Origin of the sequence: Micromonospora sp. RTGN7 (assembly GCF_033804645.1) — a bacterium.
In the GTDB taxonomy this organism is placed as follows: domain Bacteria; phylum Actinomycetota; class Actinomycetes; order Mycobacteriales; family Micromonosporaceae; genus Micromonospora.
Map to the genome: position 1 here is coordinate 77,802 of NZ_JAPZLF010000016.1, position 16,553 is coordinate 94,354.

At 72.2% G+C, this 16,553-nt stretch carries 16 protein-coding genes and 1 riboswitch; of the genes, 8 read left to right on the plus strand and 8 right to left on the minus strand.

Annotation, left to right across the window (positions count from 1 at the left end):
* Positions 1-81 precede the first annotated feature (81 nt).
* Positions 82-1,674 (minus strand): DUF6194 family protein, encoded by a 1,593-nt coding sequence (locus SNR22_RS21905; protein ID WP_320068506.1) that lies wholly within the window; start codon positions 1,672-1,674, stop codon positions 82-84.
* Positions 1,675-1,758: 84 nt separating this feature from the next.
* On the opposite strand from SNR22_RS21905, the gene SNR22_RS21910 reads away from it, so the two are divergent.
* Entirely contained in the window at positions 1,759-2,484 is a 726-nt protein-coding gene (locus SNR22_RS21910) for a MerR family transcriptional regulator (RefSeq protein ID WP_320068570.1), read from the plus strand.
* A gap of 274 nt (positions 2,485-2,758) precedes the next feature.
* On the opposite strand, the gene SNR22_RS21915 is transcribed toward SNR22_RS21910, so the two are convergent.
* Both SNR22_RS21915 and SNR22_RS21920 read right to left on the minus strand, forming a co-directional pair.
* Positions 2,759-3,265, minus strand: coding sequence for an SRPBCC family protein (locus SNR22_RS21915; protein WP_320068507.1), 507 nt, complete (start codon positions 3,263-3,265; stop codon positions 2,759-2,761).
* A 3-nt stretch (positions 3,266-3,268) separates the two neighbouring features.
* Positions 3,269-3,610 (minus strand): metalloregulator ArsR/SmtB family transcription factor, encoded by a 342-nt coding sequence (locus SNR22_RS21920; RefSeq protein ID WP_320068508.1) that lies wholly within the window; start codon positions 3,608-3,610, stop codon positions 3,269-3,271.
* A 260-nt stretch (positions 3,611-3,870) separates the two neighbouring features.
* Here SNR22_RS21920 and SNR22_RS21925 point away from each other — a divergent pair, with 260 nt between their 5' ends.
* The 4 genes from SNR22_RS21925 to SNR22_RS21940 all read left to right on the plus strand — a co-directional run bounded on the left by SNR22_RS21925 (position 3,871) and on the right by SNR22_RS21940 (position 8,750).
* Positions 3,871-4,098 carry a hypothetical protein gene (locus SNR22_RS21925; RefSeq protein ID WP_320068509.1) on the plus strand — a complete coding sequence of 76 codons (228 nt, stop codon included), beginning with the start codon at positions 3,871-3,873 and terminating at the stop codon, positions 4,096-4,098.
* 100 nt (positions 4,099-4,198) lie between these two features.
* Positions 4,199-6,115: a molecular chaperone HtpG gene (htpG, locus tag SNR22_RS21930; RefSeq protein WP_320068510.1), complete on the plus strand. Its 1,917-nt coding sequence runs from the start codon at positions 4,199-4,201 to the stop codon at positions 6,113-6,115.
* 502 nt (positions 6,116-6,617) lie between these two features.
* A riboswitch (cyclic di-AMP (ydaO/yuaA leader) is annotated at positions 6,618-6,791 on the plus strand.
* The gene (locus SNR22_RS21935; protein ID WP_320068511.1) at positions 6,791-7,462 is read left to right on the plus strand and encodes a transglycosylase family protein; all 672 of its coding nucleotides are present in this window, start codon (positions 6,791-6,793) and stop codon (positions 7,460-7,462) included. (Overlaps the previous riboswitch by 1 nt.)
* A 916-nt stretch (positions 7,463-8,378) precedes the next feature.
* Complete coding sequence (locus SNR22_RS21940) at positions 8,379-8,750, plus strand: VOC family protein (protein WP_320068512.1); 372 nt, start codon at positions 8,379-8,381, stop codon at positions 8,748-8,750.
* A 121-nt stretch (positions 8,751-8,871) separates the two neighbouring features.
* On the opposite strand, the gene SNR22_RS21945 is transcribed toward SNR22_RS21940, so the two are convergent.
* Genes SNR22_RS21945 through SNR22_RS21955 form a run of 3 tightly spaced genes read right to left on the minus strand, consistent with a single transcriptional unit; the run spans position 8,872 to position 9,954 of the window.
* The gene (locus tag SNR22_RS21945) at positions 8,872-9,168 is read right to left on the minus strand and encodes a BON domain-containing protein (protein WP_320068513.1); all 297 of its coding nucleotides are present in this window, start codon (positions 9,166-9,168) and stop codon (positions 8,872-8,874) included.
* A 38-nt stretch (positions 9,169-9,206) separates the two neighbouring features.
* Positions 9,207-9,476 carry a GlsB/YeaQ/YmgE family stress response membrane protein gene (locus tag SNR22_RS21950; RefSeq protein ID WP_320068514.1) on the minus strand — a complete coding sequence of 90 codons (270 nt, stop codon included), beginning with the start codon at positions 9,474-9,476 and terminating at the stop codon, positions 9,207-9,209.
* A gap of 31 nt (positions 9,477-9,507) precedes the next feature.
* Positions 9,508-9,954, minus strand: coding sequence for an STAS domain-containing protein (locus SNR22_RS21955; RefSeq protein ID WP_320068515.1), 447 nt, complete (start codon positions 9,952-9,954; stop codon positions 9,508-9,510).
* Positions 9,955-10,106: 152 nt separating this feature from the next.
* On the opposite strand from SNR22_RS21955, the gene SNR22_RS21960 reads away from it, so the two are divergent.
* Genes SNR22_RS21960 through SNR22_RS21970 form a run of 3 tightly spaced genes read left to right on the plus strand, consistent with a single transcriptional unit; the run spans position 10,107 to position 12,819 of the window.
* Positions 10,107-10,793 carry a response regulator transcription factor gene (locus SNR22_RS21960; RefSeq protein WP_320068516.1) on the plus strand — a complete coding sequence of 229 codons (687 nt, stop codon included), beginning with the start codon at positions 10,107-10,109 and terminating at the stop codon, positions 10,791-10,793.
* On the plus strand, positions 10,790-12,175 hold the full coding sequence (locus SNR22_RS21965) for a HAMP domain-containing sensor histidine kinase (protein ID WP_320068517.1): 1,386 nt from the start codon (positions 10,790-10,792) through the stop codon (positions 12,173-12,175). Before SNR22_RS21960 ends, SNR22_RS21965 begins: the two co-directional genes overlap by 4 nt.
* Positions 12,172-12,819, plus strand: a complete 648-nt coding sequence (locus SNR22_RS21970) for a GerMN domain-containing protein (RefSeq protein ID WP_320068518.1) — start codon at positions 12,172-12,174, stop codon at positions 12,817-12,819. Before SNR22_RS21965 ends, SNR22_RS21970 begins: the two co-directional genes overlap by 4 nt.
* Positions 12,820-12,841: 22 nt before the next feature.
* Here SNR22_RS21970 and SNR22_RS21975 read toward each other — a convergent pair whose 3' ends face one another.
* Positions 12,842-13,861: a LacI family DNA-binding transcriptional regulator gene (locus tag SNR22_RS21975; RefSeq protein ID WP_320068519.1), complete on the minus strand. Its 1,020-nt coding sequence runs from the start codon at positions 13,859-13,861 to the stop codon at positions 12,842-12,844.
* Positions 13,862-13,898: 37 nt separating this feature from the next.
* On the minus strand, positions 13,899-16,397 hold the full coding sequence (locus SNR22_RS21980; RefSeq protein ID WP_320068520.1) for a beta-glucosidase family protein: 2,499 nt from the start codon (positions 16,395-16,397) through the stop codon (positions 13,899-13,901).
* Between the last annotated feature and the right edge of the window lie 156 nt (positions 16,398-16,553).

Consider the following 16,553-nt stretch of genomic DNA (forward strand, 5'->3'; position numbering starts at 1 on the left):
GGCAGGCAACCTTCGCCAGCAGGGAGAAGGTGCCCGGATCGTGGCATATGTGGATCCATGAGGCCCACGGGTGCAGCTCGACTACGGACGCCGGCTCCTGCGGTGCTCGCGATCGGCGCTGCGGGAACGTGCCTGTGCCACCAGTCGCGTCACCTTGTCCGCGGTGGCTGGGCCCGGGTTGACCACGCTCGCCCAACCCTGCGCGGCGTAGGCCGGATGTGGCATCAAGCGGTCCGTCTCCGCGAAGTCGAGCCCGTCGCTGTGTGCGGCGGACTCCTCCGGGCCGTAGCCGAACAGGTTCCGGAACTCGGCGCGCCCCACCTCGATATTGAGCCGGTACCGTCCGGGCTCGGACAGGCGGCACCGCTCGTCGAAGCCCGGGACGTCGTGCAGGACGATTGTGGCGAACGGCAGCTTTCGATCCTCGCAGGCGAAGAAGAACCGGTCGCCCCAGGTGTACGGCGGCATCTCGGAGCCCGGCTGGATCCGGGTCTCAGTCACCCCGGGAAGGCCGGTGATCCGGGCCGCGTCGGCCGCTCCCGGCTCGGAGCCGATGTGCAGGATCGCGTCGCAGGTCTCGATCGTGCCCGCATCCAGCGGGGAGTGCCCGAGCAGGTCCACCACGCGTTCGCGCAGATCTTTGCCGGCCGGAGGTGGGAAGATCCCGGTCTCCGGGCCGAGCCGCTCCTCGTAGGTTCCGGGCTCCGGTTGCCCGAGGCCGACCGGCCCGCTCGCCCCGAGGCTGCCGGCCACGTACACATACCTGTCCCCGAGCAACGGCGACACGATCGAACCGGCACCGTTCCACTGTGCTGCCAGGTCCTGGCCATCCCAGTGGGTGGCCCACCGGCTCGGGTGCCGTTGCAGGTGGGCGTTGTTGGCGGAAACCAGGATCGGCCCGCGGTCCCGCTCGTGCGCGAGGATGTCGAGCAGATTCTGCGCCATCAGCGCGTCGCGCACCACGAGCAGGTGGCCGATCCGCTGCGACTGAGTGCCCGGTTCGGCCATCGCGGTGTGGTAGGTGAGGAGGCCGATGGCCGTGGTGGCGAGTACCCGGGCTCGGTTCCAGGACTCCGTGGAAGTGTCCCGGATGAGGCGGGGCGCGTCGGCGTACAACTGCGTTCGGAAATCTTCGGCGAGGCCGCGCAGCGCGGCCGCATCTGGTGACCGGCCGGGAGAGCGCGTCGCGTCGAACATGATTTCCTGCGCGGTCCAGCGGCCCTCGTCGCCGACCAGGCGATCCAGGTCGGGCGCCGGTACGCCGAGGTATTCGCGCAGCTCACGCAGGATTGGGCCGGGGCTGGGCGCGCCGGTGATCTCGGTTGGAGCGTCGAAGCCGTGGAAGGCGATGTGCTCGCCGGGCGGCAGCTTTTCATTGTGGTCGCGCAGCCAGTCGATCAGTTCGCGGCTGGCGGGGTGGGTGCCCCAGCCGTGACTGATGCTGGTGGTCAAGTCCACGTCGTCGCGCCGGCCCTGCACGTAGTCGTCGATGGCGAGACCGGCAGCCCGGTCCGACTCGATCGCGATCGACCGGAAGCCGTACCCGGCGAGTGTCTCGAGGATCCGGTTGCGCAGGCGAGGGAACGCCAGCTCGCCGTGGTAGGGCTCACCGATCGCGAGTAGGTGCGGCCGGCGTGCGGAGATGAGGGACTGCAACTCGGTGTCGAAAGCCATGACCTCAACCGTATCGTTGAACCAGCGGTTGAAACTTGGTCCCGAGCCGAACTGGGGAAGAGCCCGTTGAAGTCTCAAAACGTGGTGTACCGGCCGGTGGATCTGGCGCGGGCGCACGGGCTGTCCACGCAGGCGGTCCGCAACTACGAGCAGGCCGGGGTGATCCCGCCGGCCGCGCGGACGGCGAGCGGTTACCGGGTCTACACCGACGACCATGCGGGCGCGCTGGACGCGTACGTCGCGCTTGTTCCGGGATACGGTTACCGCGCGGCCGGTGAGATCATGAGATCGGTCCTCTGCGGCGACCTCCCGTCAGCCTTGGCTGTGCTCGACACCGCCCATGTGCAGCTTCAACGCGACCGGGAGACCCTGGACCGGGTCACTGCGGCGGCTGTAGTGCTGGCTTCCTCCACGCCGGCCACACCAGGTCCGGAGGGGCCTGTCTCGGTCGGTGTCCTCGCCCACCGGCTCGGTGTCACCCCGGCCACACTGCGCAAATGGGAACGCGCCGGCATTCTGGCCCCGGCCCGTTCACGGACCGCGCGGACCTACTCACCCGATGACGTGCGCGACGCCGAACTCGCCCATCTGCTGCGCCGCGGCGGTTACCTGCTGGATCGCATCGCGGTCGTGATCGAGCAGGTTCACTCCGCCGGTGGGCCCGGCCCGCTGGCGGCCTCGATCGATCAGTGGCGGGAGCGGATCACGGCCCGCGGCCGAGCGATGCTCACCGGATCCGCCCGCCTAGCGGACTACCTGTCCTTTCTTGAGCTGACTCACGGTGACGCTCCCGTCTCGTCCGATGGGTGAATGGGTTCTCGGCATGCCACGCGGGCGGCACCTGCGACAAAAACCCCATCGATGCCGACACGAGCGATCACCGTACGCGGCACCACTCCACCCCATCAGAGAAGATAATCTTGCCTAACGGGACTTCTCCGAGCTTTGGTTGCTATTGGCAGTCGGCCGTGGTGGCCTGTTGATTCAAGCGGGCGCTCGGGTCGCTATGGGTGGAGTGGTGGCGCGCTACCGTGAGTGCACGGTGTAGGTCAGGTGCGTCACCCGAAGAACACCTTCCCGGCCATCAGCGGCCATCCTTCTTTTGGGTCATCTCGGCGACGTAGGCCGCCAGGTTGCCCAGCGTCTGCTCGCCGCCCTCGATCGCGTGGTAATCCTCCGCAGCCTGGTCGCGCAGTTCTTTGGTGGGGAAGACCGTGCGCATCACGATCCGGGTCGCGGTGCCGTGCGGCGCGAAGGTCAGGGTCGACTCGAAGGCGTTCGGGTCGTCGCGGGACTCACCGTGCAACAGCGCGATCCGCTCCGGTGGGACGATCTCGGTCCAGGTGATCCACTCGGAGTAGTCGGTCCCGTCCGGTCCGTGCATGACGAAGTCCCAGACTCCGTCTTCGTGGAACTCGAAGGACCGCGTGGTGGTGGTGAACCCCTCCGGACCCCACCACCGCGACAGGTGTCGGACCTCGGTGAATGCTTCGAACACCAACTCCCGCGGGGCGTCGATGACCCGGGAGATCGCGATCTCCCGGTCGGCCGTCGCCGGCTCCGCCCGTGTTTCTTGCCTTGCCTCTGCCATCGGTCATTCCTCCTGCTGTGTCTGCTTGAGGTCCTGCACATAGGTGTCCAGCCGGTCGAAACTCTCGTTCCAGAACCGCTCGAATCCGCCGACCCACTCGTGGATCGGCCGCAGCCCGTGGGCGTCCAGGCCGTAGAGGCGCTGCTTGCCCGCCCCGCGGACCCGCACCAGCCCCACCTCCCGAAGCACCCGCAGGTGCTTGGACGCCTGCGGCTGGCTCATCCCCAGCTCCTTAGCCAGGTCGGTCACCGGCCACTCACCTGCCCGCAGCAGCGCCAGGATGTCCCGGCGCTGCGGCTCGGCGATTGCGTTGAACGCGTCCGACGTCGTCGCTGCTCGTGCCACGGCAGCTATCATATTCCGATAACGGAATATATCAAGCCGGTGGGGAAATCGGGCGAGTCTTGGCGGATACCGATTGCAGGCTGTTCGCAGTGGGCCGCACCAGAGGCCCGGGAGGGGGCAGCGTGGAGCTGGGGTACGAGCTCGGGGACTCGTAGCCGAGGTAGGGGGACCCAGATCGGCCGGCCGCCGGGGGGCGGAGCGACGGCGTCGACCTGACCCGGGTCGCGGCTGCCGTTGAGCTGGGCGAAGCCCGTGACGCTGTGGCCTGGTACGAGAAGACGACTCAGCGGGACGCCTGGCGGTGGCTGCTGCCTGGGCGCCGCGCCGCGTACCTGCTCGATGCCGCCCGCGCCTACCTTCAGGCCGACGATCCGGCCAACGCCGGTCGGACGGTGATCGAGGCCGACCGTACGGCACCGGCCGAGCTACGCCACCGCCCGGCCGTCCGGGAAGTCGTCGCCCAAGTGGCCCGCGACCCGCACCGATAAGTTGGCATCGAGGGGTTGTCCGGGCCGGGCGGGTGACGCGACCGGTAGCGACGACTCGTATCCTGTGCGCGAAGGGTCGGAATAACTGAAGGGGGTCGGTGTGAGCAACCGGATCGAGACGCTGGAATTCCAGGCGGAGGCGCGCCAGCTGCTCCAGCTGATGGTCCATTCGATCTATTCGAACAAGGACGTCTTCCTGCGCGAACTCATCTCCAACGCCTCCGACGCGCTGGACAAGCTGCGCCTGGAGTCCCTGGTCGACAAGGATCTCACGGCCGACGTCTCCGACCTGCACGTCGAGATCGAGGTCGACCGCGAGGCGCGCACCCTGACCGTCCGGGACAACGGCATCGGCATGTCCCGCGACGACGTCGTCAGCCTGATCGGCACCATCGCCAAGTCCGGCACGGCCGAGCTGCTGGCCAAGCTGCGCGAGTCGAAGGACGCGGCCGGGTCCGCGGACCTGATCGGGCAGTTCGGGGTCGGTTTCTACGCCACCTTCATGGTCGCCGACAAGGTGACCCTGGTGTCCCGCCGCGCAGGGGAGGCCGAGGGCACCCGCTGGGAGTCCACCGGCGAGGGCACGTACGTCGTGGAGACCATCGACGATGCCCCGCAGGGTACGGCAGTCACCGTCCACCTCAAGCCGGAGGACAGCGACGACCACCTGTACGACTACGCCGCCGACTGGAAGATCCGCGAGATCGTCAAGCGGTACTCCGACTTCATCGCCTGGCCGATCCGGATGACGGTGCAGCGCCCGGGCGAGGACGGGGCGACCACCAGCGAGGTGCAGACCCTCAACTCGATGAAGGCGCTCTGGGCCCGCCCGCGCAGCGAGGTCGACGAGGCCGAGTACAACGAGTTCTACAAGCATGTCAGCCACGACTGGGCCGACCCTCTCGAGACGATCCACATGAAGGGCGAGGGCACCTTCGAGTACGAGGCGCTGCTCTTCCTGCCCTCGCACGCCCCGGTCGACCTGTTCGCCCCGCAGGCCCGTCGCGGGGTGCAGCTCTACGTCAAGCGCGTGTTCATCATGGATGACTGCGACGCGCTGATGCCGAACTACCTGCGCTTCGTCAAGGGTGTCGTCGACGCGCACGACCTGTCGTTGAACATCTCCCGGGAGATCCTCCAGCAGGACCGCCAGATCCAAGCGGTCCGCCGCCGGTTGGTGAAGAAGATCCTCGCCACCGTCAAGGAGATGAAGGCCAACGAGGCCGAGAAGTACCACACCTTCTGGGCGGAGTTCGGCCCGGCGCTCAAGGAGGGCCTGCTCGACGACCCGGACAACACCGAGGCGATCCTCGACGTCGTCTCCGTCGCCTCCACCCACGACCCGGCGGAGCTGACCGGCCTGCGTGACTACGTGGAGCGGATGAAGGACGGCCAGGGCGACATCTACTACATGACCGGGGATTCCCGGTCGATGATCGAGAACTCGCCGCACATCGAGGCGTTCCGGGCCAAGGGCTACGAGGTGCTCATCCTCACCGACCCGGTGGACGAGGTCTGGGTGGAGCGGGTCGGGCAGTTCGACGGCAAGCCGCTGCGTTCCATCGCCAAGGGCCAGGTCGACCTGGACACCGAGGAGGAGAAGCAGGAGACTGAGGCCGCCCGCGAGCAGCAGCGCCAGGAGTACGCCGAGCTGCTGACCTGGATGACCGAGAAGCTCTCCGGCAGCGTCAAGGAGGTGCGGCTCTCCACCCGGCTGACCAGTTCGCCGGCCTGCGTGGTGGGCGACGCCCACGACATCACGCCGACGCTGGAGAAGATGTACCGGGCGATGGGCCACGAGGTGCCGCAGGTCAAGCGGATCCTGGAGCTCAACCCGGGGCACCCGCTGGTCGAGGGGCTGCGCAAGGCCCACGAGCAGGACGCCGCCGGGTCCGATGCGCTCACCGACACCGCTGAGCTGCTGTACGGGATGGCGTTGCTCGCCGAGGGCGGCGAGTTGGCCGACCCGTCCCGCTTCACCCGCATCCTCGCCGACCGGCTGGCCCGTACCCTGTAGCCGCCGAAACGCCCCGCGCGCCGGGCTCCCGGTCGACACCGTCGACCGTGGATGCCCGGCGCGCGTCGTTCACACCCCTCTCGTGCGGGTCCTCGGGCGGCGGAGCGGACGGGAAAATGAGGCCAGCCCGCGTGGACGGCGGGCGGTCGAGGTGTGGCGGCCGGCCTGGGTGCAACTGGCACCCGGGGAGTTGAGCTGCGCGACCGACACCGCCGTCGCCGGGCTCGGTCCACGCCCGTCCCACTGAGCCTTCGGCGTTCACCGACGGTGTCGGGCGTCCGATGTGCGCTATCGGACCGACATAACGCTGAGTAGCGTCCCGAGGTGCCCGATCGCCTTGCATCCTGATCGAACTCGGACCTCTGATCGCCCTGCATGGCTGGTACCGCCTCGCAAGTCGACGGTGCGGCCGTTCGCTCGAGCGGGTGAAGAACTTCACAAGAGGTGGGCAATCATCACCGACGGTGCCTAACGTCGATCGAGTCCGCCAACGCGGTCACCACGGTCGGTAACGCCTAATCCTGCCGCCGGCCGTCGGTTTCCTTTGATCCATGGCAGGAGCGGGGGAACCACACGTTCCTCGGTGCATCGCACCTCGGGGTGAAGCCGCCTGTGGCGGCCGGGCTCCTCGGCCCGAACCCGACAGCTCACCTCGTCGGCGTGGAGGAATCACACATGGCTACTGAACACACCGCCCGACACCGTCGGGTCACCGCTCGCCGCGCCGCCGTCGGTACCGTCGCGGCGGGCGCCGTCGCCGGGGCCGTCGCCCTCTTCGGCCCGGCCGCGCCGGCCCAGGCCGCGGTCAACTGGGACGCGATTGCCCAGTGCGAGTCCAGCGGCAACTGGCACATCAACACCGGCAACGGCTACTACGGCGGCCTCCAGTTCTCGGCGGGCACGTGGGCCGGCTACGGCGGCAAGAAGTACGCCGCCCGCGCCGACCTGGCCACCCGCGGCGAGCAGATTCGTATCGCCGAGAAGGTGCTCGACGGGCAGGGCATCGGGGCGTGGCCGACCTGCGGCAAGAAGGGCGGCTCGACGAAGGCCAGCCCCAGGTCGGAGAACTCGGAGTCGAAGGCCGCCCCGAAGGAGCGGTCCACGCGGACCGAGAAGCCGGCCTCGCGCAGCAAGCGGGACACCACGAAGAGCACCACGAAGAGCACCACGAAGAGCGCACCGACCGGTGGCGGAAAGACCTACGTGGTCCGGTCGGGCGACACCCTGTCCGAGATCGCCGGGGCCCAGAGCGTGCGGGGCGGCTGGCGCGCGCTGTGGGAGAAGAACGAGCGGGTCGTGGGCGAGCACCCGAACCTGATCTTCCCGGGTCAGCGGCTCAGCCTCTGACCCACCCGGGGCGGGTCGGTTCGACCCGGCACCCCGCAAGGCCAAGCGCCCGGCCGGTCCTCCGGCCGGGCGCTTGGCAGTCCCCCCGGGGCACCGACAACCCGGCCCCTCGACTGGGCGGGCTTGGGCGCGGGGTGGGGCAGGCCCCGTGCACGTCGCCGCGATCAACGAGCGGCGGTAACCGACTTCGACACGGACCCTGGCGGGGCAGGCGTCCAGACGGCCCGGGTGCCGGATGGGTCATGCCCACTCGTCCCCTTTGCTCTGCTGCCGTCACCGCAACGACCAGTACCGCGCAGTCGCCTCACAGGCCAGCACGAGCGGACGGCAGGAACCGTCGCGGTCCCCGCGTGTCGCGCAGGGGGCAGCAGAGCAAAGGCGCCAGTGCAGGTGTCACCGGCGGATCGGCGGCGACGCTGGCGCCGAATCAGCACACGATCACGAGAAAACGGGTCGGCGGGCGGCGCCGATCACGGGCAGGCTGTCGCGATGTCGCGCCCCACCACCGCCCTGCTCGACGACCTCGACGACCTCGACGACCTGCCGTACCGGCAGCGGATGACCACGCGCTCGCCGCCCGGGCCCGGCCCCTCGCCGCCGCCGGCAGGCTGGCCGCGGTGCTCGCGGAGCTGCGCGCCGGTTGGCTCACGGCCGACGACCTCCGCCCGCTGCTCACCGACGCGCCGGCCGACCTGCGCCGGCTGGTGTACCGGTCGCTGCGCGCGTCCCGCCGACCGGATCGTCGACGCGGTCCGCGACCGGTTCGGCGACAGCGAGACATACCGGCCACGGTCTTCAACGGCGCCCGGCGAAGTCGCGCCCGCCGCAGCACAGTCGCCTCGACGTGGTCCAGCCAGCGGACCTCACTCTCCAGCGTGGAGATCAGTTGTCGTACCCGGCGGGCACGATGCGGAACATGTCTGAGCCATATCCGCATCGACACCACGCCATCGACTACATGGAGTTCACGGTCACCGACCTCGACCTGGCCAAGCGCTTCTACGCCGAAGCGTTCGCCTGGCAGTTCAACGACTACGGGCCGGGGTACGCCGGCATCCGGAGCCCGCACGGTGACTCCGCGCCCGAAGTCGGCGGTCTGTGTGCGGATCAGGAAGTCCGGGCGGGTGGCCCGTTGGTGCTGCTCTACTCGGCAGACCTGGACCGGTCCGTGCAGGCGGTGAAGGACGCCGGCGGCCAGGTGGTGGGGCCGTACGAGTTCCCCGGTGGCCGCCGGTTCCACTTCACCGACCCGAGCGGCAACGAACTGGGTGTCTGGTCCGAGCTGTAGCGGGCGCGGATCTCCCCAGGCTCCGCTTCTTCGGCGTCATGGCGGGTCACCCCGGTCCGGCCTGAAGTCGCTGACCGCCGCCGCCCTGCCGACGGGGGGACGTCACCGCGGGGGCTCGTGCTCACCGGCGCGGACGACGCGGCTCGGACAGCCGTAGGGCGTTGCAGACGTCGGCGACGTCGGTGACCGCCCAGGCCAACTCCCCGGCGGCCCGCCGGGCCCGCGGGTCGGCGACGATGCCGGTGAGGATGACGACCCGGTTCTGCACGCTGACCCTGACCGGCTCGTGGCGGACGGTCGGGTCGCCGCCGAGCCGCCGGGCGACGGCGGCGGCGAGCCGGGCGTCCTCATCCGCAGGCCCGCTGTCGGGCTCGGCGGGCCAGGAATGGTCGTCGGGCGACGGCCAGGGGATGACCACGGGGGATGGTCCCTTCTCGGGGTGTGGTGTCGGCGTGTCTAGGCGGAGTCCGAGCGGCCGGAGGTGGCCGCCACCAGGACGACGCCGACCCCGGCCAGCCCGACCTGCACGAGCACGTCCTGGAACCCGAAGCCGGACCCGGCCACGCCGACGAGGCGGGCGAGGATGGTGCCGAGCAGGGCGGCGACCACGCCGACGACCAGGGTGAGCCAGCGCGGCGCGGTCTGCCGGCCGGGAACGACGAGCCGGCCGAGGGCCCCGACGACGAGCCCGATGAGAAGGGCGCTGACGAGCCCGGGGACGGTCACGGCAGCTCCTGGGCGACGAGGATACGGAGGCTCACCGCGGCCCGCCGGCCGACGTCCCGTCAGGCAGTCCCCGCACCGGCACGGCCGCCCGGCCGACGGGCGTCTGTCCCGCCCGGTAGGAGCCCGGCGCGGGGGACCGGTCGGGCCGGTCGGCCTCCGGCGTCCGGCCGACGACGATCGGCAGGACCTGGTCCAGGCGGGCGGACCGCAGGATGCGCCAGATCCGGGGGTTCGGGTCGCGTACGGTGAGCTCCGCGTCGGCGCGGGTGAGCCGCCGGTGCACGTCGAGCAGCAGCCCGATCGCGGCGGCGTCGACGTGCCGGCAGCCGGACAGGTCGACCACGACCTGGGCTGGGCGCAGGGCGAGCAGTTGGTCGAACACGGCACCGGTCGTCGACAGACAGGCCAGGTCGAACTCGGTCACGGTCACCTCGACCAGGGGAATCGAGCACTCCCGGTGTGCCAGCGGCGTTGTCACGGCCGTACCCCTTCCCTCGCGGACCCGGATGCCCACCACCGTGTCGGTCGGGGGTGGCGGGCACCACGCGGACGTGTGACAGTTGCGTGACAAATCCGTCATCCGTCGGACACGGTTGGCCATCGGCGGACGGCCTTGGGGATGATTCCGGTGTGACGTCCGTACTGGTGATCGAGGACGACGACCGCATCCGACTGGCGCTGCTGCTCGCGCTGGAGGACGAGGGCTACGACGCCCACGGCGCTGCCACAGCCGAGGAGGGGCTGCGTGCCCAGCGCCGGAACCCGGCCGACTACGTCCTGGTCGACCTGATGCTGCCGGGCCTGGACGGCTTCGAGTGCATCCGTCAGATCCGCCGCGATGACGACGTGCCGATCGTGGTGGTCAGCGCCCGCGACGACACCCACGACATCGTGGCCGCCCTGGAGGCCGGCGCTGACGACTACGTCGTCAAGCCCGTGGCGATCAAGGAGCTGACTGCCCGGCTGCGCGCCCTGCGTCGGCGCGCCCGCGCCGCCGTCCCGGCCGTGACCGAGCCGGTGCCGGTGCTGGCCTTCGGTGACCTGGAGGTCAGCCCGGAGGCGGGGGAGGTGCGCCGGGCAGGCAATCGCGTGTCGGTGACCCGCACCGAGTTCCGGCTGCTGTGCGAGCTGGCCGAGCACGCCGGCCGGGTGCTGTCCCGCCAGCAACTGCTGCAACGGGTCTGGGGGTACGACACCGGCGACGAGCGGCTGGTCGACGTGCACGTCGGCCGGCTGCGGCAGAAGATCGAGCCGGACCCGGCCAACCCCGAGTACCTGGTGACCCTGCGCGGGCTCGGCTACAAGCTGCAACGATGACGGGTCCCCGCCCGCCCGCGCGGCGTCGACTCGGCCTGCGCGCCCGGGTCACCGCGGCGTTCGCCGCCGGGGCGCTGCTGCTGGCCGCCTCCATGGCCCTGGTCTCGTACGAGCTGACCCGCCGGTCCCTGATGGACGAGCGGGAGCGTACCGCGGTGCGGGCCGCGTACTTCGACGCCGCCGTGGTGCGCAACGGCCTGGACACCGACGACCCGGACGTGGTGGAGGTGCTGCGCTCGCTGGACACCGGCGGCAGCCGGCGGGCGCTGCTGAACATCGACGGCGACTGGCACGCCCGCACCGCCGACGTCGGGCTCACCGCCGCCGTGCCCGAGGAGCTGCAACGGCTCGTCGGCGCGGGGGAACCGGCCGTGCAGCGGGTCCGCGTCGACGGGCAGGCCGCCCTGCTGGTGGGGGTGCCGCTGTCCGGATCGGCGACGTACTACGAGGTCAACTCGCTGGGCGAGCTGGAGCGGACGTTCCAGGCGCTGGCCCTGACGCTGACCGCCGTGGCCATCGTGGTGGCCGGCTCCGGGGCGGCGCTGGGCTGGTACGCCACCCGGCACGGCCTGCGTCCGCTGACCGCGGTCGCCGACGCCGCGGAGAAGATCGCCGCCGGTGAGCTGACCGCCCGCCTCGACCCGGCCACCGACCCCGATCTCACCCGGCTGTCCACCTCGTTCAACCACATGGTCGACCAGTTGGCCCGCCGAATCGAACGGGACCGCCGGTTCGCCGCCGACGTCAGCCACGAGCTGCGCTCGCCGTTGCAGACCCTCGCCGCGGCGGTCAGCGTCCTGCAACGGCGGCGGGAGCACTACGACGACCGTACCGCCACCGCCGCCGGTCTCGTCGCCGACGAGATCGACCGCTTTCAGCGGCTGGTCAATGATCTGATCGACCTGGCCCGCAGCGACCAGCCCGCCCACCGCGCCACGGTCGACGTGGCGGAGTTGGCGCGGCGGGCCTGCGTCGAGCGGGACCTGCCGGCCTCGCTGGTGCGCCTGACGGCCGGCACACCACGGAGGTGGCGGGTGGAGCAGCGGCGCGTCGCGCAGGTGCTGGTGAACCTGCTCGACAACGCAATCCGCTACGGGGCCGGTCCGGTCGCGGTGCGGCTGTCGCGCGACGGCGATGCCGGCGTGATCGAGGTCGACGACGACGGCCCCGGGGTGCCGGTGGAGAACCGGGAGGTCATCTTCGACCGCTTCGTCCGGGGCCGGGCCGCCCACGCTCGGGGCACCGGCACCGGCGACGGCACCGGCCTCGGCCTGGCCCTGGTCGCCCAGCACGCCGCCGCGCACGGCGGCCGGACCGGCGTGGTCGACCGTCCGGGCGGGGGCGCTCGGTTCCACGTCACCCTGCCCGGGAGCCTGCCGTGACCGCCCGGGCCGCGGCGCCCGCCATGGGCGGCGGCCGGGCCGGGGGAACCGATCGCGCCGGCCTGCCGGACTTCGCCCGGCGCGTCGTCGCCCCGGCCGTCCTGGCCGGCCTGCTCGTCCTGGCGTCCGGCTGCGGGGTGCCGGCCGAGGATCGGCCCCGGGTGGTCGAGGTCCCGCCCGGGCCGTTCCCGTCCCCGGCGACGGCCGGCAGCACCGCCCCGAACGGCCGGGTCACCGAGACGCTGTGTTTCGTCCGGGACGACCGGCTGGTACCGGTGCCGCGCCGCGTCAACCACGCGCCCGACGTCGACGCCCAACTGCGCGACCTGCTCGCCGGCCCCACCGCCGTCGAGCGGGACGCCGGGCTGAGCAGCGCGTTGCCGGGGGCGATGAGTGCCGTCGTCGCGGACGTCGCGGGCGGCCAGGCGCGGGTGACGGTCGGCCAGACCGGCGACGAGACCGGCCGCAGCGACGAGGTCCTGGCGTTCGGGCAGATCGTCTGCACCCTCGACGCCCGGGACGACGTCACCACCGTGTCGTTCCTGCGCGACGGCCGCCCCCTCGGGGTGCCTCGGGCAGACGGCTCGCTCTCCGCCGCGCCGCTGACGGCCGCCGACTACACCGCCCTCACCGCCACCCGCTGACCGCCGGGCACCCGCCGCCGGGTCAGCGGTGCGGGGCGGTGCTGTCGCGCATGGTCAGCCGGGGTTGCAGGAGGGTGGAGCCCGGGACCGGCTCGCCGTGCACCTTGCGCACGAGCAGCGCCACGGCCTGCCGGCCGACCTCCTCGGCCGGCACGGGCACCGAGGTCAACCGTGGGCTGGCCTGCTCGGCGAACTGGTCGGGGCAGATGCCGACCACCGACACGTCCTCGGGCACCCGCCGGCCCAGGGTGGGCAGCGTGGCCAGGACGGGGCCCACGGCCGCCTCGTTCTGCACCACCAGCCCGGACAGGTCGGGCCACCGCTGCAGCAGTTCGACCAGTTCCCGGCGGACGGCCGCCGTGCCCTCCTCGCAGGGGCGGACCACGGCGTCCACGCCGAGTCGGGCGGCGGTGTCGACGACGCCGGCTCTGGTCCGGTGCGCGAAGCCGGTGCCCCGGTCGTAGACGGCGGCCGGGGCGCCGAGCAGGGCGATCCGCCGGTGACCCAACCCCGCGAGGTGCTCGACGCAGACCCGGCCGGCCCCGTGGAAGTCCAGGTCCACGCAGGTCAGCCCGTCGGCGTCGGCGGGGAGGCCGATCAGCACGCTGGGCCGGCCCAGCTCCCGCAGCAGCGGCACCCGGGAGTCGTTCAGCTCCACGTCCATCAGCAGGAGACCGTCCACCATGGCGCTGGCCGCGATGCGGCGCAGCCCGGCCGGACCCTCGTCGGAGGTGACCAGCAGGACGTCGTGGTCGACCGTGCGGGCGGTGGTCACCACCGCCATGGCGAACTGCATCACCACCGGCACCTGCATTCCGGAACGCAGCGGCAGGACCAGCGCGATGACGTTGGCCCGCCGGCTGGCCAGGGCCCGCGCGCCGGCGTTCGGGTGGTAGCCGAGGGCTTGGACGCTGGCCAGCACCCGGGTGCGGGTGACCTCGGAGATAACCCGCTTGCCGCTGAGCACGTACGACACGGTGCTGACCGCGACCCCGGCGTGCCGGGCGACATCGGCGATGGTGACCAGGTCGGGTGACTTCACCGGCCGCGTCGCCGTCGCCGGGCGGCCCGCGCCGCGCTCATCGGTGCCGCCCGGTGCCGGAGGCCGCCCCGACCAGCGGGTCGACCCCGGTGCTCCCACCGGCCGAGCCCCGCACGACGAGGGTGCCGACCAGGCGGACGTCGCCCACGGACCGCCCGACCAGCACGCTGTGCGGGGCGTCCTCCACCACGTACCGACCGAGGGAGTCGTCCCACCAGCCCAGGTCGGCGGCGCACAGCCGCAGCCGCACCACCGCGCGCCCGCCCGGGGCGAGGGTGATCCTGGCGTGGTCGCGAAGCTGGCGCAGGGGCTGCTTGACCCGGGAGCGGCGCTGCCGGGTGTAGAGCTGGACGACCTCCTCGCCGGTGCGGGTGCCGCCGTTGGTGACCTCGACGCTCACTTCGACCTCCCCGTCGGCGGTCACCGATGTCGCGCTGAACCGGAGGTCAGCGTAGTCGAACCGGGTGTAGCTCAGCCCGTGGCCGAAGGGGTACAGCGGCTCGCCCCGGTGGTAGAGGTAGGTGGCGTCGGCGCCGATGATGTCGTAGTCGAGCAGGTCGGGCAGCTCGGCGGCGTCGGCGTACCAGGTCTGGGTCAGCCGCCCACCCGGCTCGGCGTCGCCGAGCAGCACGGCGGCCAGCGCCGCACCGTGCTCCTGGCCGCCGTGCGCCGACCAGAGCACCGCCGGCAGGTGGGCGTCGGCCCAGCCGATCGCGTACGGGTAGCTGCTGGTCAGGGCGAGCACGGTGCGTGGATTGGCGGCGTGCACGGCGCGCAGCAGCGCCTCCTGCCCGGCCGGCAGCGCCAGGTCGACCCGGTCCTCGGTCTCCCGACCGTTGACCATCGGGTGGTTGCCCAGCGCCACGATCGCCACGTCGGCGGCGGCGGCCAGCTCGGCGGCCCGGACGGCGCCGTCGACGAGCAGCTCCACGGCGAACGCGGTGGCCGTCTGCGGCCCGGCGGCGTCGACGCGCAGCCGCCCGTCCGGCCCCACGGCCACGTACCGGTCGGTGGCGAGGTGGCGCAGCAGCACCGTCCCGTCTGGGCCCGGCGCGAACCGGAAGGTCTCCCGGACCACCCAGCCGCCCGGCCCGGGGCGGTCGTTGACCAGGTCGCCGTCATCGTCGGCCCCGACGTGCCGGCCGTTGCCGGCGGCGCGCAGCGCCACCGCGTCCGCGCCCCAGTCGAAGACGTCGAACCAGGTCTCCTCGGTGGCGGCGGCCGCGTCGGCGGTGAGCGGGCCGCCCTGGCCGCCGGTCGCCGCGCGCACGTACCGGCCGCCGACGCGGAGGGCGATCCGGTCCGCTCCGCTGTGGGTGCTCACCTGGCCCACCGGCCCGGTCAGGGCCCCGAAGAGTGTGACCGCGTACGGCAGGGTGCCGCTGTACCAGTCGGTGTGGACGGTGTCGGCCAGCGGACCGAGCACCGCGACCCGCAGGTCGGCTGTCGGGGCGAGCGGGAGCAGCCCGTCGTTGCGCAGCAGCACCACGGACTGCCGGGCGGCCTCGCGGGCCAGTTCCCGGTGCGCCGGGCAGTCCACCACGTCCGGGGACACCCCGGCCCACGGGTCGGTCTCCGGCGGGTCCAGGTCGCCGAGGCGGGCCCGGACGGCCAGGACGCGCCGGACCGCCCGATCCACGTCGGCGGCGGTGACCAGGCCGCGCTCCAGCGCCTCGGTGATCCGTTCGACGGTGGGCCGGGGGTCGGTGTCGTCCTCGGTGAAGTTGTCGATGCCGGCGCGCAGGGCGGCGGCGAACCCGCTCACGTGGTCGGGCAGGTGGGCCTGCACGCCGGCGATGTTGCTGGCCGCCCCCGCGTCGCCGACCACCATGATCTCGCCGGGGGCCATCCGCCGCAGCTCGGTCTCGATCAGCGGGCTGAGGTGCGCCGGCACGCCGTCGACCAGGTTGTACGAGGCCATCACGGCGACCGCCGCGCCGGCGGCCAGCGGGGCGCGGAACGCCGGCAGCTCGTACTCGTGCAGCACCCGCGGCGGCAGGTCGCTGGAGGTGGTGGCGCGGTCGGTCTCGTGGTTGTAGCCCAGGAAGTGTTTGAGTGTCGGCGCGGTGCGCAGTCGGTCGGGGTGCTCGCCGCGCAGGCCGGTGGCGTACGCGGTGGCGAGGTGCCCGGTGAGCCCCGGGTCCTCGGACCAGCCCTCCTCGTTGCGTCCCCAGCGGGGGTCGCGCAGCGGGTTGACCACGGGCGCCCAGACGTTCAGGCCGACCCGCTCGGGCTCGGCGTGGTGCTTGACGCGCACCTCGTCGCCGACGGCGGCGCCCACCGCCCGTACCAGCTCGGCGTTCCAGCTGCTGGCCAGCCCGATCGCCTGGGGGAAGACCGTGGCCGTTCCGAGCCACGCCACCCCGTGCAGCGCCTCGGTGCCGGTGCGGAACGGCGGCAGGCCGAGCCGACCGACGGGGGCCTGCCACTGGTGCAGCAACCCGATCTTCTCCGGCAGGCTGAGCCGGTCCAGGAGGGCGTCGACGCGTGCGTGGGAGGACGGGCCGGGCGTCCGGCCGGTGCTGCTGTCGGTCATGGTGGATCGGTTACCTTCCCTGGGCTGGCCGACGCTCCGGCGGCCCGTCGAAGCGCTTCGACGACCGCCGTGACGAGTGGCATCGCGGTGGCGGTGAGGCGGGGGTCGGCCCGGACGCGGTGAAGCGCTTCGACAACCGCGGAGAAACAGGCCGCC

What these genes read in the sequence shown, in the direction of transcription:
- SNR22_RS21935 (WP_320068511.1), top strand. Translation starts at nt 6,791, where the DNA reads ATGGCTACTGAACACACCGCCCGACACCGTCGGGTCACCGCTCGCCGC.
- SNR22_RS21940 (WP_320068512.1), top strand. Translation starts at nt 8,379, where the DNA reads ATGTCTGAGCCATATCCGCATCGACACCACGCCATCGACTACATGGAG.
- SNR22_RS21905 (WP_320068506.1), bottom strand. Translation starts at nt 1,674, where the DNA reads ATGGCTTTCGACACCGAGTTGCAGTCCCTCATCTCCGCACGCCGGCCG.
- SNR22_RS21965 (WP_320068517.1), top strand. Translation starts at nt 10,790, where the DNA reads ATGACGGGTCCCCGCCCGCCCGCGCGGCGTCGACTCGGCCTGCGCGCC.
- SNR22_RS21980 (WP_320068520.1), bottom strand. Translation starts at nt 16,397, where the DNA reads ATGACCGACAGCAGCACCGGCCGGACGCCCGGCCCGTCCTCCCACGCA.
- SNR22_RS21915 (WP_320068507.1), bottom strand. Translation starts at nt 3,265, where the DNA reads ATGGCAGAGGCAAGGCAAGAAACACGGGCGGAGCCGGCGACGGCCGAC.